Source organism: Mesorhizobium sp. BHscii, assembly GCF_053848065.1.
This window is the reverse complement of the sequence record NZ_JBSPKW010000014.1, coordinates 131639-147711: the sequence shown is the minus strand read 5'-3', so window position 1 is coordinate 147711 and position 16073 is coordinate 131639. Positions and strand designations below refer to the sequence as shown.

Genomic DNA, 16073 nt, shown 5'->3' with positions numbered 1-16073 from the left:
CTTAGTCATGAACTACAGGGGTAGGAAAGTTCTGGTTACGGGTGCCGATGGGTTCATCGGGTCGCATCTCACCGAAGCGCTCGTCCGTAGTGGGGCGGATGTCACGGCGCTCGCCCTCTACAATTCCTTCGACAGTCATGGTTGGCTGGATGATTTGCCGGACACCATTCGAAGCCAGCTGAACCTCGTCCGCGGCGACGTTCGCGACAGCGCGTTCCTGAGCCGGATCATGCGTGGCCAAGCCGTTGTGTTTCATCTCGCCGCACTCATCGCGATTCCATACTCATACGCGGCCGCCCAATCCTATGTAGAGACCAACATCCTGGGCACAGTGAATGTTCTCGAAGCGGCGCGGCAATGGGAGACAGAGCGTGTGGTGCACACCTCGACCAGCGAGGTCTATGGCACTGCACAGACCATGCCTATCCGCGAATCCCATCCGCTGCAGGGCCAGTCACCCTATTCGGCATCCAAGATCGGCGCGGACATGATGGCAGAGTCCTACGCCAGGTCGTTCGACTCCCCCGTCGTGATTATGCGACCGTTCAATACCTACGGCCCACGTCAGAGTGAGCGGGCCATCGTGCCGACCATCATAAGGCAGGCTCTCGACAAAAACTGCCCGGCGATCATGATCGGGGACACAAGTCCGGTCCGCGACCTTACTTTTGTGGAAGACACGGCGGCGGCGTTCCTGACCGCAGGTTCGGCCGAGCTCGAATTCGGCCATGCCTACAATGCCGGAAGCCAGCGCGCTGTGACGGTCTCGGACGTATTGGATCTGGTGCTCGAGTTGAGCGGCTCCAAAAAACCGGTTCACCGCGACGAACGCCGTCTGCGGCCGCAGAATTCCGAAGTCCGTGCCTTGCTGGCCGATTCTTCGCAACTCGAGACGAAGACCGGATGGCGGGCGCAGACCAGCCTGCGGGTAGGATTGGAGCGAACCATCGGATGGTGGCAGGCGCGCCTCAGCGAAGGCCGCGTACGCCGCGAAATGGGTTATATGACATGACCTTCTACCAGCGTGCATCGGCTCTGCTGTTGATTGCCGTTGCCATGTCGTTGGGCCTGCCCGCGGCCGGAAGCCGGCAAAGCAGCGAGCAGACACAATTTGTCGCGCCGGTGACGATGAATCTGCCCGATTATTTGCGCCCAGCGACGGATCCGGCGTTTGGGACCACCTTCACGCGCATTACCAGGCCGGGAGTGCTTGGCAATGGGATTGCATGCGGCAAAAAATATTGCAGCCACCGTTACTCGAACGCCCAAGCCTGGAATGCCGACCAGAGCCTGCTCGTCATCAGCAACGGCTGTAATGGTATGTGCTTTTTCGACGGGCGAACATATGTCCCGCTATTTCGTCGGGTCAGATCGGGTGAATGCGAATGGCACCCGCGAAATGCCCGTTTGATGATCTGCGTTCAGGGTCGGAAGATCTCGACCTGGGAGCCTCAGACCAATCGCGAGGACGTCCTGTTTGTCACGACGAATTACAGCAAATTGAGCTTCGGGCCATCCAAAGGCAATCCAAGCCGCGACGGTGATCGCATAGCGGTGCGCGCAATCCGTGAGGACGGCGCGATGGTTGTCTTTGCATACGATCTCAAGCAGCGGTGGAAATTCCCGGACATCGATCTGGCGCAGCTTGCCGGAAGCAACAGCGCCTGCTCGATCTCCCCCCTCGGAGTGAACATCATGTGCTTTCAGAACCTGACAGACGGCATTCAACAAAGGGGCATTTTCGCGGTTGATGGCACGTTGCGCCAGAGGTGGACGGAACATCATCGGCCCGGCCACGGCGACATGACAATCGATGATGATGGCAGCGAAGTCTTCGTAGGCATCAGCAAATCCGATCCGGACAAGTATCAGGTGATCAAGCGGAGGCTGTCCGACGGGAAAGTCACCTCACTTATGAAGTTCGGCGAAGCCGAGCACGTATCGCTCCGTGCATTGGGCAAGTCCGGTTGGGCGTTCGTGAGTTATGGCGGCAATCCTGATGAGATATCAGCCCATCCGGACTGGGCGCCATATGCGCGAGAAGTGATCGCGCTGCGCATCGACGGCAGCGGAGACGTTCGGCGCATCGTGCAAACGCGGAACGTTCCGTTCGACTACTGGAGTGAGGCCCATGCCTCGCCTTCGCCAGACGGCTCACAGGTGATCTGGTCGAGCAATTGGGGTGTGCCCGGCGGACCGGTCCACGAATTCGTCGCCCGTCTCGATTGGCCGGAAGAACTAGGATCGAAGCAGAAGGAGATTATCGCCAATGATCTTCATTAATCGAATCCTTCTTGCCGCGCTTGGTATGCTGTCTGTCGTGGATATGGCGGCCGCAGCGGAGGCGAGGGTCGCATATCGACTTTCCGCCGGCGATACCGTTGAGATAGGAATTGCCTCGATCCCGGACCGAACGCAACGTGCCATAGTCCAGATGGACGGCACAATTGCGCTTCCCGAAGTAGGGATGGTTTCGGTCGGCGGCTTAACCCCGGCCGAATTGCAGACGCGGATGGAGACAATCTTGCCAACCAAGATATTCCACCAGCGTCTGCCTGATGGGCGAGAGCAAATGATCGTCATCAAGCCGAGCGACGTGACCGCCGTGATCGCAGACTATCGCCCGATCTACGTGACCGGCGACGTGCTCACTCCCGGACAGCAGGCCTACCGACCGCTCATGACCGTGCGGCAGGCGATTGCCGTGTCTGGAGGCTTCAGCCTTTTGCGGTCGCGGGCGAACCAGGTTGGCCCCGACCCGGTGGACCTGCGGCGCGACTATGAATCGCTTTGGGGGGAATACACCAGAGATTACTTTCATAGCGCCCGCCTTCGCGCCGAACTTCAGGACAAGTCGAATTTCGACATGCAGGCACCACAAGGATCGCCCTTGTCGGCAGCTTTTGCATCGGCGATCGCCCAGGCTGAAGCAGAAGGGCTCAAGATCTCCCTCGACAATTTCCAGCAAGAGCAAAGCTATCTCGATAAAAGTGCCAAGGATGCTGCTGCGCAAATCGAGACCTTGCTCAAGCGCGAGCAGGCCGAAGCGGATGGAGTGAAGGCGGACGAGGACGAGCTAGCACGGGTAACGAAAGCGTTTGAAGCCGGAAATCTAACCAACACCCGGCTGGCTGACGTCCGGCGCGCTTTGGTTCTCTCTTCCAGCCGAGCACTCGAAACGTCGGTGGAACTTATGAGAACACGACGCCAGCAGGATGATTTCGCCAGACAGCGCGAGCGCAATGACAACCTGAGAAGGATGGCTCTATTGACTGAGCTGAAGGACACCAACGTGCGCCTTGCCGACATCACCGCAAGACTTCGCGCCGCCAGCCAGAAGTTGCAGCCCACGGGGGCGTCCGCCCAGCCACTGCCAGTTGCCGGCGAAACCATCCAGGCTCAAGTCACCATCATCCGCAAGGTCGGTGAGGAATGGCGCAAACAGCCGGCCGGAGAAGATACCGAGGTGGCACCGGGAGATACGATCGAGGTAAGGTTCAGCAACGCTCTTGAAAGTGCGGCGATCCAATAGACCGCCTGCACCTTGGTTCTGTCGGGTTCCCGATTGCGTTACTGTCTGAAAGCTCTGGAAACCTGGTCGGTAAAGGGTTTCAGCAAATAGGACCATACATTGCGCTCGTCAGTGCGTATGTGAACTTCGGCGGGCATGCCAGGTTTGAGTATTTTCGCTCCCGTCAGACAGGTCGTGGAATTTTCGACATTGATGCGCGCCGAAAAGTACGAAAGCTGACGTTGCTGATCCTTAATCAGATCTGCAGAGATGCGGTTGACCGAGCCTTGGCAAACAGGTGTCGTCCCTACGTCGAAAGCCGGAAAGCGGATTGAAACCCGCTGTCCAGGACGCACGTCGTCTATACGCTCTGGAGAAACGAGCGCATCGACAACCAGGTTGTCGGCATCGGGCACAATCATCATGAGCACTTCTCCGGGGGCAATCACGCCTCCGATGGTGTGGACCGCGGATTCTTGTACCGTTCCCGACTGGGGGGCGCGGATATCTGTCCTGGCGAGTTCGTCTTCCGCCACTACCTTGCGCTCATTGAGTTCGGTCTGCTTGGCTTCCGTTTCGCGAAGTTCGCTCGTTACCTCGCTCCGCATTTGCTCGTCGAGCTGAAGCACCTGCAGGTCAGTCTCACTGATGCGGGCTTGGACCTCGGCGATTGCCGCGACAAGGCGTCCTGACTCGCCGCGAGTCCGGCTCTTCTCCAAGCTGATGGTGCTCAGCCTTTCTTTAGAGACCAACTTCTTGGAGTAGAGAGACTCGACGTCAGCAAGGTTCAGCGTCAGCAGATTCAGCGACTCGTCCATCGCCGCCTGCTGCGCTTTGAGGCCATCGATCTGACGTTCCAATTGCTTCGAGCGGCTTTGCAATTGTGCCTTCTGGCCCGCCAGCGCCGCAGCACGGCTTTCGAACACGGCCCGCTCGCCACTGATAAGCGTCGCCAGTTGCGGGTCGCCCATCTTGACCCGAAGGCTGGGCGGAATCTGCATTTCCGGCAGACCCTGTCGCTCGGCTTCCAGCCGGGCCAGACGAATGGTGGCGCGATTGAGATCCTCGCTGATTATCTGCAGGTTTGCTCGGGTCAATGTGTTGTCCAGCCTGACCAATACGTCGCCGGCCTGCACATGATCCCCGTCCTTGGCGAAGATGCCGCCGACAGTGCCGCCGGTTTGATGCTGGACTTTCTTTATGTTGCTTTCGACCACCACAGTGGCAGGTGCAATCACCGCGCCGGCAATCTTGGTCAAGCCCAGCCATAGTCCTCCGCCGAAGATCAACAGGAAGGTGATTGCCAAGCCAAAGAGCAGATTGGCCCGGATGCCATCCGGCTCTGGCTTCGTCTCGAACGATTGGCTTTCGCCAGCGACCGCGGCATATGACGACACGGTCACGCTAGAACAATATCTCACATAGGCCCGCCTGCACCTTTCTGCAGCGGAACGATAATATGCTGCCAGCCGCAAGAGCAGATTGGTCCGGAGGCCATCCGGCTCTGGCTTAGCTCCAATCGGTTGGCTTTCGCCAGCAACCGGAGCATATGATGACAGGGACACATCAGACACGGAGCAAGACCTCACGCATGGCCGCCTGCACCTTGTTGCAGCGGGACGACACTATTTTGCCGCGGGAACGGCCGGACCACATTTGCCAGAACGTCTTCGCGCGAGCCAAATGAATGGAGCATGCCATTCGACAAGACGAGCACCTGATCGATGTTGACGAGAGCTGACGGACGATGCGCAACAACAATCGCGATGCCGCCACGCTCGCGCACGGCCAGGATTGCCCCAGCCAGGGCAACATCGCCATCTGCATCCAGATTGGAATTTGGTTCGTCGAGAACGACAAGGAATGGATCGCCATAAAGCGCCCTGGCGAGCCCGACGAGTTGCCTCTGCCCAGCCGACAGGGCCGCTCCGCCTTCACCGATGCGCGTTTGGAAACCTTCCGGCAGACGCATGATCATCTTGTCCACGCCCGCAGCCTTGGCGGCTGCCAGCACGCCCTTTGCGTCACTCTTGCCGCCGAACCTTGAAATGTTGTCTGCGATCGTTCCGTCGAACAGTTCAACGTCCTGCGGCAGGTAGCCAATATGGGTTCCGAGCAGTTCCGAATTCCACTGATCGAGCGAGGCGCCGTCCAACCTTACCGTTCCACGAAGCGGCTTCCATGCCCCGACCAAAGCACGCACGAGCGTCGTTTTGCCAGAGCCGCTCGGGCCGACGATCGCCAACCCCGCGCCCCTCGACAGGCGAAAGCTTACATTGACGAGCGTTGGTCTCTGCAGACTTGGTGGCGCGACCGTCAGTTCCTCGACCGCAAGCTGTGTCTGTGGGCGCGGCAGCTCCATAGGGTCCTTCTGGCTACCGAAAGCATCCAACGCTGCCGCCAGATCGGTATAGCTTCGCCGGGTGGCCAGAAATCCTCTCCAGTTTGCGATTGCCACATCGACCGGCGCCAATGAGCGGCCCAGCAATATGGACGATGCGATGATCACGCCGGGCGAAGCCTCGCCGCCGATCACAAGGTAGGCACCAAGCCCCAGTACCGAGGACTGCAGGGCCATTCGAAGTGTCTTCGACAATGAACTCGCTGCGCCAACGACATCGGAGAGCTGTTCCTGGTTCTTGAGGTAAAGATGGCTGATCTCATTCCAGCGCCGACCGAGCTGAGCGGAAAGGCCCATCGCCTGGACAACCTCCGCATTGCGGCGGCCAGAATCGGCAAGAAGCCGCTGTGCCACGAGCGTCTCGGAAGCACGCGCGGCGGGTTTGCGGGCAACGACTTCCGCGACTACCGTCAAAAGTACGACAGCAGCCGCGCCGACGGTTGCCAACACACCAAGCGAAGGGTGCAGCAGATAGATGACCACCATATAAAACGGAATCCAAGGAGCGTCGAAGACGACCGTCGGTCCCAGTCCGGAAAGAAATCCGCGCAACTGGTCCAGATCGCGAAGCGGCTGCACCCGGTTCGCATCCTGCCCAGCAGTAAGCGGAAGGGAAAGCGAGGCAGCGAACGCCTTTTGCTGCAGATCTCTGTGCAGGCGGCTGCCGATGCGGACCAACAGGCGAAGCCTGACGAAATCGAGGAGGCCATAGACAGCGTAGAGGCCAAGCATCCCGATCGTAAATCCGATGAGAGTCGGAATGCTCTGGGAAGGCAGCACGCGATCGTAGATCTGGAGCATATAGACGGAGCCGGTCAGGGCGAGAACGTTTATCACTGCCGAGAAAACGCCGACGCCAACCAGTCCCTGCATTGAGCCGAACATAGCGGAGCGTAGATCGGGCGAGCGCCCTTGCGTTGACTTCATGATCTGCGATCTTTCGTGCGAAATTGCCGCGCGAACTTGGTCATGTCGAATGATGGGTAAACCCTCTTGCCTTGCGGGAAGCGGCTGCTTTCCGTTAGCTACTGAAACATTACGCTTTGCTTACGTATGTGCCTTTTGATTAAAATGTAGCAAAATCGTGACGCAGGACCGAGAATTCGGGAATTGGCTGTGCAAGGCTGGGGATAACCGGGCTGGGAGCCCGGATATTTCCAATGATGAGACAATATTCCCAATCACGCGACAGATGAGAGGCTCATGATCACCTTTTGTTGCATCATGTCTTCAAACCTTAGGGCGGCGAGTGTTTTTCGATTTGCCCATCGAGAATTTAATGAATTTGGGATACACTTAATTGGGGCGGAATTGTCGGACAACGGCACCGGCAATGTCAGGAAGGCGGGTCTGTCATGAGCGAAGAGATCAGTGTCGCCGAAGCCTACAGCAAAGGCCGCACCACCTTCATGGGGCTGGAGTTGCTCATCGCGCCCGGTGCGCTCGTTCCCCGGCCGGAGACGGAGTTGCTTGGCACGACCGCTCTTGATGTTCTGAGTCAAATGAACCTGCCGGCGCCACGCGTCGTCGATATGTGCTGCGGGGCCGGCAATCTGGCGTGCGCCATCGCGCACTTCGCTCCCACCGCGCGTGTCTGGGCGAGCGATCTTACCGATGGATGCGTCGAAGTCGCGCGCCGCAACGTCGCCCATCACCGCATGGCGGATCGCGTGTCCGTGCTTCAGGGCGACTTGTTCAGTGCTTTCTCGGGCTTGGAGCTTGATGGTACGATGGACGTGATCGTCTGCAATCCGCCCTACATTTCGGAAAAGCGGCTTGAGGGCGACCGCGCGCATCTGACGGAGCTTGAGCCGCGTGAAGCGTTTGCGGCCGGCCCCTACGGCCTGAGCATCCATATGCGGGTGATCAAGGACGCGCCGCGTTACTTGCGGCGCGGAGGCGTCCTGCTCTTCGAGGTCGGCCTCGGCCAGGACCGGCAGGTCATCAGTCTGCTGGAGCGTTCCAAGGCTTACGAGAACATCCGTGCGGTCACGAACGAAGCCGGCGAGGGCAGGGTGGTTGTGGGACATACCACGTCGCAAGCGTGAGCCGTGCCGCGACTGCGGCAGGCTCGGTGGCGCTGTCGGCGGCGTAAAACAACGCTGGGCAGATGTCGGCAATCAGTTTTGCTTGCGGAGAACATATTGCGCAATTCCTTGGATAGAATCGAGGTTCTCCGGCAGGAGTTCGCTGTCTTCCACGGTGATGCCGAAGGTCTCCTCGATAAAGCCGATAACCTCGAGTACCCCTGTCGAGTCGACGATGCCTTGGTCGAGAAGGGACGTATTGCTCTCCAGAGCATCCGCGTCGGCTATGTAGAAATTCGACGCCAGGAAAGCGCGAATCTGGTCCTTGCAGGTCTCGGCTCTATCTTTGGTAGACAACATTGAATCCTCCTCCGATACTGATACTAAAGATGAATGGCGATCAATTTCATCCAGAAACCGCCTCATGACAGGGCCGTTTTTTTGAGTTTGCCTGTGTCTGTCATCGGTAGGCTGGGTACGATCACGATGGACTTCGGAACCATGAAATTTTCCAATCGTCTCTGGCATTCTTTCTGCAACTGCCTTTCGCCGACGATTCTTCCTTGCTCGATCACGACGAAGGCTTTCACAGCTTGTCCGAGCAACTCGTCCGGAACGCCGATGACCGCGGCTTCCCGCACACCCGGAATATCCAGCAGCGCGTTTTCCACCTCCTTCGGCGCTATCTTCTCTCCTCGCGATTTTATGATCTCATCGCCGCGACCGATGAAGTAGAGGTAGCCTTCCGCGTCCATCCGGCAGTAGTCGCCGGTGTACAAGACCTGCTCGCCCGGCAACGGGCCGGGTTTGAGTTTTCTGGCCGTGGCTTCCGGCTTACCCCAATAGCCCTTCATCACCGTCGCCCCGCGGATGACGAGTTGGCCAACGAGATCAGGACCGACCGGCTTGTCATGCTCATCGACAATCCACATTTCCGTGTTCGGGATGGCGACGCCGACGCTCAATGGCTTTCGCTCAAGGTCTTCCGGCGGCAGATAGGTGCAGCGCTTGCATTCGGTGAGGCCATACATTGAATAGATGCGCGCATCCGGAAACAGGTCCTGCAACATGAGAATGTGCTTGAGCGGCAGGGCAGCCGCAGTGTTCGTGACGTAGCGAATGCTCGAAAAGTCATGGTCTTTCAGCGACTTGAGATCCGAGAGTGCGGCGAAGATGGTCGGCACGCCGGGAAAACCTGTCACCCTCTCCTGCTTGATCAACCCGAGGATCTGCGCCGGGAAAGCGAACGAGCGTTCAAGCACCAGCCGAGCGCCAGTGCGAAACGCCATGATCATCTGGTACAGGCCGTAATCGAAGGCGAGAGGCAAAACGTTGAGGATCACCTCGTCTTCGCACAGCTTCAGGTATGAAGCGATCGACGTGCACGCGGCAGTCATGTTCCTGTGCGTCAGCATCACGCCCTTGGGTTCGCCTGTCGATCCAGATGTGTAGATGATGGCAGCGAGATCGATATCGATGCACCGGCGCGCCGGCGGTACGCTACCATCGGCGGCGACTACGCTGTCCCAGCGCACGGCGTGCGGCAATCCTGTCAGCTCGGCCTCGATGATCGGCCCGGAGACGATCACCCGGCGCAATGACGGGCAGTTGCGTGCCGGCTCGCTAAAGATCGAGTGCAGGTGCCTGTCCGTGATCAGTGCCGTCGGTCGGCAATCGTTGAGCAGGTAATCAAGCTTGTCGCTCTTGGTGAGCGGATTGACGATGCACACCACGGCGTTCGCCTTGAGCACGGCCCAGAAGGCGACGACCGTCTCGACAGTGTTGTCGGCGAAGATCATCACGCGATCTCCGCGTGCAACCCCAGACGCGGCCAGATGTTGCGCGATGGCGTTCGAGCGCGCTTCGAGCTCGCCATAGGTGACACGTTGCCCGCCGCACACCAGCGCCACCTTCTCACAGACCCGGCTGGCGGCGTGGGTGAGGTAGTCATGCAGCAGTGGTACGGCGCCATGCATCATGCCAGCACCTCTTCGCGATGCTCGCGGTCAACGTCGACGCTGAGCTCGCCCAGGCGGACCCCACCGGGACGGCTTGCGACAAACTGCTGGTGAAGAAGCTGGGTCGACAGCACGCCGACCAGCGCCATGTTGTCGGAGTTGGACAGATCGCCATCGCTCGCCCTGGCTCGACATTTGTCCAGCAGACGCGTGACCGACTTCGGATCGAAAACGTTTGCCTCGCGCAGCGACGTCTCCGAAAGCGCTTCGCGGACATAGGCCGGAGCATGGCCGGCAACGAAGCAAAGCGCGTTGGGCGCTCGGTACGGCTGCTTCTTGCGGGCCACGATTTCCGACGGCACGATCGGTTCCGCCACCCGCTTCAACACGTGCTTTTCGTCGAGGACGCGCAGCTTGTAGGCAGCCGGAAGCGAATTCGCGAGCGTCACGAGTTCATCGTCCAGGAACGGGAAGCGCCCCTCGACGGAGTGGGCCATGAGCATCCTGTCCCCTTGCGAAGAAAGCAGGTATCCCGACATCAGCGTCTGGATCTCGATACACTGGTCCTGCGCGAGCGAGCCCCATCGCGAAAACTCCGCGGGCAGGCGGGCGATCAGCTCGGGCACGGCATTGCGGCGCTCGGACTCGGCGCGCATGTCGGCGGAGAACAATCGCTTGATGGCGCTGGTGGTGCGCCAGCGTGTGTCATGCGCAAAGCCGGGCGTGTCATAGGCCTGGATATCGCGCCCGAAGAACTGGCGCGCCATTGCTTGCTGATGTACCGGCGAGCGGCTGAGATAAGGATACAGGCGCTCCAGCAGCCGTGAGCGTCGTGTCGATGCGGGCTGGCGTCCCCAAAAGCGGCGAACTTTGCCTTCGCGGAACAGGTCATAGCCAGCGAACATTTCGTCAGCTCCTTCGCCGGTTAGCACGACCTTGATGCCGTGTTTTCGCACCAGCCTAGAGAGCAGGAACAGCGGCGCAGGCGCTGTCCTCAGGATTGGACGCTCTGTGTGGTAGATCACCTCGGGAAAGATCTCGGCGATGTCGCTGCGCGAAACCACCACCTCATGGTGCTCGCTCCCGGTCGCGCCGGCGACCAGGCGCTGGAAACGGGTCTCGTCATACTCGGCGTCGGCGAAACGCAGGGAGAAGGTCTGGAACCGCTCGCCCGCGTAGCGCCTTCCCAGCGTGGCGACTAGCGAGCTGTCGAGCCCGCCCGACAGATAGCAGCCGACCGGCACGTCGGCCTGCACGATCCTGAGCGCCGTCGCAGCCTCCAGGGCGCCGCGCACCTCGTCCACCGCGTCGTCGAGCGAGCCGGTGAATTCTCCACGGCGGGGATCGGAAATTTCGGGATAGCAAGGCTTCCAGAAGGCCCGCTCGCGAACGGTGCCACTTTCGTATATGCGGACGTGCCCTGGGGTGAGTTCGCTGATCCCTTGAAATACGCCTTGCGGCGGGACGACTGTCCAGAGCGTGAAAGTCTGATCGATGCCGGCTGGATCGAAAGCACAGGGTATATTCATGTCGGCCGCGAAAATGGCTTTCACTTCGCTGGCAAAGTAAAGGCGCCCCCCATGCTCGCAGAAATGCAAGGGGCAGATGCCAAACCGATCGCGCGATAACACGAGACGACCCGCCACCGAGTCCCAGATTGCGACCGCCCATTGCCCGTTCATCCGCTCGAAGGCAGCCTCGCCCCACGCGCGATAGGCATGGACGATGACCTCTGTGTCGCTATGGGTGCGGAAGCGGTGGCCGAGGGCGATCAATTTTTCACGCAGCTCGAGGTAGTTGAAGATCTCGCCGTTGAAGACGATCCACGTCGTATCGCCCGCGTCCGCGAGTGGCTGCTGGCCGTTGGAGAGATCGACGACGGACAGGCGGGCATGCGCCAATCCCGCGCGTTTGTCGCGGTAAAGGCCGCGCTCGTCAGGGCCGCGATGCGCGAGTGCGCCCACCATGTGCATCAATGCCTCGCGCGAAGGAGGCGCCGCGTAGGCGCGTAGCGAGATGATTCCGGCGATGCCGCACATCCGGTCAGCCCTCGCCCATCGCAGTGGTCGGCAAAGGCCGTGCGTGAAGGTAGCGTGCGGCACGCCGTTTGGTGTCGATGTTCTTGAAGACTTTCTGAACCTGGGCCGCGGTGAGGCCGGCAGCTGCGGCGACCTCGTCGGCAGAAATTCCGTGGTTCAAGCCGTAGAGGCACAGATCCATCAGATGATAAGGCAGCGCGAAGTAGAATTCCTCCTGACTCTGGGCCATGGAGAAAGTATCCGTGGTCGGCGGCCGCCGCCGGACCTCTTCATCCACCCCAAGGTATTCAGCCAGCTGGTAAACCTGGGTCTTATAGAGGTGGACGATTGGCATCAGATCGGCAATTCCGTCGCCCTGCTTGACGAAAAAGCCTTGGTCATGCTCCAGGCGGTTTGGCGTACCTGCCACGGCATAGTTGAGGCGGTCCGCATGGTAGTACTCGGTCATCTTGCGCAGGCGCTGCTTGTAGTTGGTTGCAGCAACGATCTGCAGATAGGCTGCCGGCGACAGACGCACCGCATCGGTCTTGCCCTCGGGATCCTGAACCGTGAGGCGTGTGATGTTGAGACCGTTGCTCTCGAGAACCGACGCGAGCACGAGCTTGCATTTCCAGCCGTCTCCATATTGGGGAACGACCGTCTGGATCGCTTCGATCTGTCGGCGATAGGCGCCGACGGCCTCAAGTGCTGGGGCTATGTCTTCCAGGATCGTATCGATGCCAAGCTGGGCTGCGACGCTGCGGCCAAGCCTTAGCGAATCGCCGGAGGAATGGCGCTCCGGCATGAATATCCCCAAGACCTTGTCTTTCCCGAACGCGCGTGCGCACAACGATGCGACAACGGAGCTGTCGATACCCCCGGAGAGGCCGACAACTACGCCACGACGCCGCAGCGTGCCAAAAACCTGCTCGCGCAGGATCTGAACGATGCGATCGACCTCCACGCGGGCATCGAGCACAAGGGCGTCCTTGCTGAATCCTGTAATCACGTCGATGGTCTGTACTCCCATTTGCGAGACTCGCTTGGCGAATAGGTTTGCGCCACAGCCTTCTCGATGAGGGGGCGGTTGGTGGCAATATGAGGCTCTATGACCAGGTCGATGTGGCTGCCCACGATCGGAATCACGTCCAGATGTGCGAAAGCGCGATCCCACCCGATGGCTGGAGGCATTCCAGGCCGAGCGCAGCGAAACAAGGTGCCGGTAATGGGCAACGCCGGCTTCGGTCCCGACAACCATTGAAAGAACGCTCGCGCCCGCAAAACCTCCTGCAGCTCCAGTTTGGTTCTAAAGCTCGTCGCGTTGAACTGTCCCTGGGCATAGCGATCGAGGATCCGGGCGAGTTGCACCTCGCAGCCCATTGCGACGGCGACCTTTGCAAGGGCGCGGCAAGCCATCCGGTAAGCGGATACGCGGTTGGTCCGGATCCGATCAAATGTCCGGGTAAACGTCTCCCAATGGTCGCTCCGTTCGCCGACTAGGCTTGTGTCGAGGATTCCCACGAACTTCACAGATCGCCCCGCGGCCAGCAGTCGTGCCGCAACTTCGAATGCGACCGCGCCGCCGAGCGAATGGCCGAGAAGTCGTATATGGCCCGCAGGCTGAGCGCGGCGGATCTGCTCGACCGCAGCATCGGCGATGGTGGCGAGGGAGTTATGGCCGCTCAATATCTTAGCCAGGGCAGGGTATCTGATGGGGGCTACTCGGGCGACCTTGCCCATCGCGGCTGCAAACGCAGCGAGGCTCGGGCCATAGCCGACCGATCCCGGGAACAGGAAAAGAATTGGCGGATCGTGCTCCTGCGCGCGCTGGTCGCCTGCTTGTGCCGATACGACTGCCTGGACCATTTCGTCCACGCTCATCCCGACGGTGAAGTCCCCAAGACCAAGTTCCTGCCCGATGGCGCTTTCGATCTCCATGACGCAATGCAGCAGCTTCAGCGAATCTCCTCCTGCATCATCCCAGCGTCCGGCGGCCACGCGCGTGTTGAGGATCTTGGTCCAGGCATGCCGCACTATCTGATGGGCCTTCAGCTCGCTTCCTGAATTGGGCGGCTGTGCGGTCGGCGCTGTCTTTCTGGCTGAAAGATCCATCCCCGCAAGCGCCACCATGTCGACCTTACCGCTTGCCAAGCGCGGAATCTCGGCGACCGTGTGCAACCGAAGGGGACGCAGCGGTGGCGGCAGATTCGTTCTGACAAGCTGGCGAAGCTCGTCCGAAAAGGCCTCCCCGGTCCGGTGCTTGGGAACTGCGAAAGCGACAAGCTCATTTGCCGCCGTCACGATTGCCACGGCATCCTCCACCGAAGGCGTGTAACGCAATACCCGTTCGAGTTCAGCGGGTTCAACGCGCCGACCATTGATCTTTATCTGGCGCCCCTTACGTCCGACGATCCGCAGCAGGCCATGACTGTCAAGTTGGACGAGGTCACCCGTCGCGAAGATCCGAAGATCCGGGTCATCTGGATCCGATTCTGCCGGCACGACGGCGCCGTTCTCCCAATGACCAAGCAGGACATACGGGCTTCTTATCAGGAGTTCTCCGCTCTCGCCCAGCTGAACGGGGCGCCCCCTTTCGTCGACAATGGCGAAGGTGATTCCAGGAAGCAGCCAGCCAACCGGAACCGAGACGCCTTCCTCCGGCCAGTCCTGCGGTAAGAACCATTGCGACCCTGTGGTCTCGGTTGACGAGTAACCGATCTGGATCAGGCAAGTGCTCGAAACGGTTTTGCGCAGCAGGGCGATGTCGGTCCACGACACTTTCTCCCCCCCAATGCGGGCCACTCTGAGCGACCGGAAGGCGTCAGCAGGTTTGTCTGCCATGAGTGCCCGAAGCAACGCCGGCACCAGATAGGTGACCGTCACCCCTTCGGATTCGACTAGGCGCTGGACTGCGCGCAAGCCAACGACTTCCACCTCGACGAGATGCAAGGTTGCGCCGGTGAGAAGGGCGGCGAGAACCTCCCGGCAACCGGCGATCGTGGCAGGCCCGGTCAAGGGCAGGAAAACATCAAGCGAGTTGATGTGGCATGCGTCAACGTATTGCTGGACCCGCCACAGCAGACTGCGCTGGCTATTGACAATGCCTTTGGGTCGGCCAGTGCTGCCGGAGGTGTAGAGCACTATTGCGGGCTCATCGACGGAGACGGAACAGGACTGGGGTGTCGGTTGAGCTTGCGGCGCGACGCTGGTGGTCACATCGATCCAGTGGACCTCCTGTGCCAAACCGGCTGGCTGGACATTTCCGTCGCCTATGATGGCCGAGAGTCGCGCGGCAGCAACAATTTCATTGGTCCGCGAGCCGGGATCTCTCGTGTTGAGCGGGACCGAAGGCCGTCCGACCGCCATGCTCGCCAGCATTGCCACAGGATACCACACCGAGTTGGCCTGACGTATCCCGATCGCCCGTCCGTCGGGAACGATGGCCGCAATCCGGTGCGACAGCGTCTCGACAGCCTGGAAAAGCTCGGAGTAGGTAAGGCGGTTGGTGCCGTCGCTGATTGCGAGCTTGTCGGGATATTGGCTGGTAATGTTTCTCAGGTGGTCACAGACGGCAACGTTCGCAAAATCGACGCCCATCCGCTGGTAAGGGCGCAATACAGGACCGCCCTGATCAAGTGCGTAATCCGGGACGTTTGACCATCCATTGGAGGCCGCTGGCTGACAATCCGCCCCTAGATCCAGACGCGCCTTTTCTGATCCCAAATATGCCGGAGACATGAGTTGCCCACGCTATGATTAAGATCACTTATCGCCCCCGGCCGAAATCTTTTCATCGATCATTCTGATGATGCCGCGATCTTCACCAAACGGCCGCGGTTGCTCACTTTGGCGTCATCTCGTGCTGCGGACGATTCGCGTCGACAGGAGGCTCACGGGCACAGGCGATCGCACCTGACAACCGACCAGCGCCGCCGGCTATTGGCTTAATTCGTGCTGTCGCGGTTCTGGGCTATAGTCGGCAATGTGGCAGCAGGCGCCGCCGCTGTCAGTGGTCGCGAAGTCGTCAGGAAATTAGCGCGATACAGCTAGGAGCCAAGATTCAGGGCTTTGAGCCTACCCGGCTCTCTGATCAGTTTTTTGGGCTCTTCTTGGTTTACCTGGTGCTTTTGTCGGGCCACGCCCGCTGGTGTCGGAGTC

General features: G+C 59.9%; 11 protein-coding genes. 4 read left to right on the top strand and 7 right to left on the bottom strand.

Annotation, left to right across the window (positions count from 1 at the left end; all coding sequences use genetic code 11):
- The first annotated feature begins 7 nt into the window (after nucleotides 1-7).
- Genes ACWTU7_RS20215 through ACWTU7_RS20205 form a run of 3 tightly spaced genes read left to right on the top strand, consistent with a single transcriptional unit; the run spans nucleotide 8 to nucleotide 3532 of the window.
- Nucleotides 8-1012, top strand: a complete 1005-nt coding sequence (locus ACWTU7_RS20215; protein ID WP_455839733.1) for an SDR family NAD(P)-dependent oxidoreductase — start codon at nucleotides 8-10, stop codon at nucleotides 1010-1012.
- A complete protein-coding gene (locus ACWTU7_RS20210) occupies nucleotides 1009-2283 on the top strand; it encodes a hypothetical protein (protein ID WP_455839734.1) in 1275 nt (424 codons plus the stop codon). Before ACWTU7_RS20215 ends, ACWTU7_RS20210 begins: the two co-directional genes overlap by 4 nt.
- Nucleotides 2270-3532 (top strand): polysaccharide biosynthesis/export family protein, encoded by a 1263-nt coding sequence (locus tag ACWTU7_RS20205; RefSeq protein ID WP_455839735.1) that lies wholly within the window; start codon nucleotides 2270-2272, stop codon nucleotides 3530-3532. The genes ACWTU7_RS20210 and ACWTU7_RS20205 overlap by 14 nt, the downstream gene beginning before the upstream one ends.
- A 38-nt stretch (nucleotides 3533-3570) precedes the next feature.
- Here the strand turns inward: ACWTU7_RS20205 and ACWTU7_RS20200 are convergent, their stop codons facing one another.
- Both ACWTU7_RS20200 and ACWTU7_RS20195 read right to left on the bottom strand, forming a co-directional pair.
- A complete protein-coding gene (locus ACWTU7_RS20200) occupies nucleotides 3571-4914 on the bottom strand; it encodes an HlyD family type I secretion periplasmic adaptor subunit (protein ID WP_455839736.1) in 1344 nt (447 codons plus the stop codon).
- A 182-nt stretch (nucleotides 4915-5096) separates the two neighbouring features.
- Complete coding sequence (locus ACWTU7_RS20195) at nucleotides 5097-6839, bottom strand: type I secretion system permease/ATPase (protein ID WP_455839737.1); 1743 nt, start codon at nucleotides 6837-6839, stop codon at nucleotides 5097-5099.
- A gap of 428 nt (nucleotides 6840-7267) precedes the next feature.
- Here ACWTU7_RS20195 and ACWTU7_RS20190 point away from each other — a divergent pair, with 428 nt between their 5' ends.
- The gene (locus ACWTU7_RS20190; protein ID WP_455839738.1) at nucleotides 7268-7960 is read left to right on the top strand and encodes a N5-glutamine methyltransferase family protein; all 693 of its coding nucleotides are present in this window, start codon (nucleotides 7268-7270) and stop codon (nucleotides 7958-7960) included.
- Nucleotides 7961-8032: 72 nt separating this feature from the next.
- Here ACWTU7_RS20190 and ACWTU7_RS20185 read toward each other — a convergent pair whose 3' ends face one another.
- From ACWTU7_RS20185 to ACWTU7_RS20165, 5 genes are all read right to left on the bottom strand, one after another.
- Entirely contained in the window at nucleotides 8033-8299 is a 267-nt protein-coding gene (locus ACWTU7_RS20185) for an acyl carrier protein (protein WP_029352679.1), read from the bottom strand.
- Nucleotides 8300-8361: 62 nt separating this feature from the next.
- Entirely contained in the window at nucleotides 8362-9918 is a 1557-nt protein-coding gene (locus ACWTU7_RS20180) for a class I adenylate-forming enzyme family protein (RefSeq protein ID WP_455839739.1), read from the bottom strand.
- Nucleotides 9915-11936, bottom strand: a complete 2022-nt coding sequence (gene asnB, locus ACWTU7_RS20175; RefSeq protein ID WP_455839740.1) for an asparagine synthase (glutamine-hydrolyzing) — start codon at nucleotides 11934-11936, stop codon at nucleotides 9915-9917. Before asnB ends, ACWTU7_RS20180 begins: the two co-directional genes overlap by 4 nt.
- Nucleotides 11937-11940: 4 nt before the next feature.
- Nucleotides 11941-12945 (bottom strand): NAD(+) synthase, encoded by a 1005-nt coding sequence (gene nadE / locus ACWTU7_RS20170; protein WP_455839741.1) that lies wholly within the window; start codon nucleotides 12943-12945, stop codon nucleotides 11941-11943.
- Entirely contained in the window at nucleotides 12921-15653 is a 2733-nt protein-coding gene (locus ACWTU7_RS20165; RefSeq protein ID WP_455839742.1) for an AMP-binding protein, read from the bottom strand. The genes nadE and ACWTU7_RS20165 overlap by 25 nt, the downstream gene beginning before the upstream one ends.
- Nucleotides 15654-16073 lie beyond the last annotated feature (420 nt).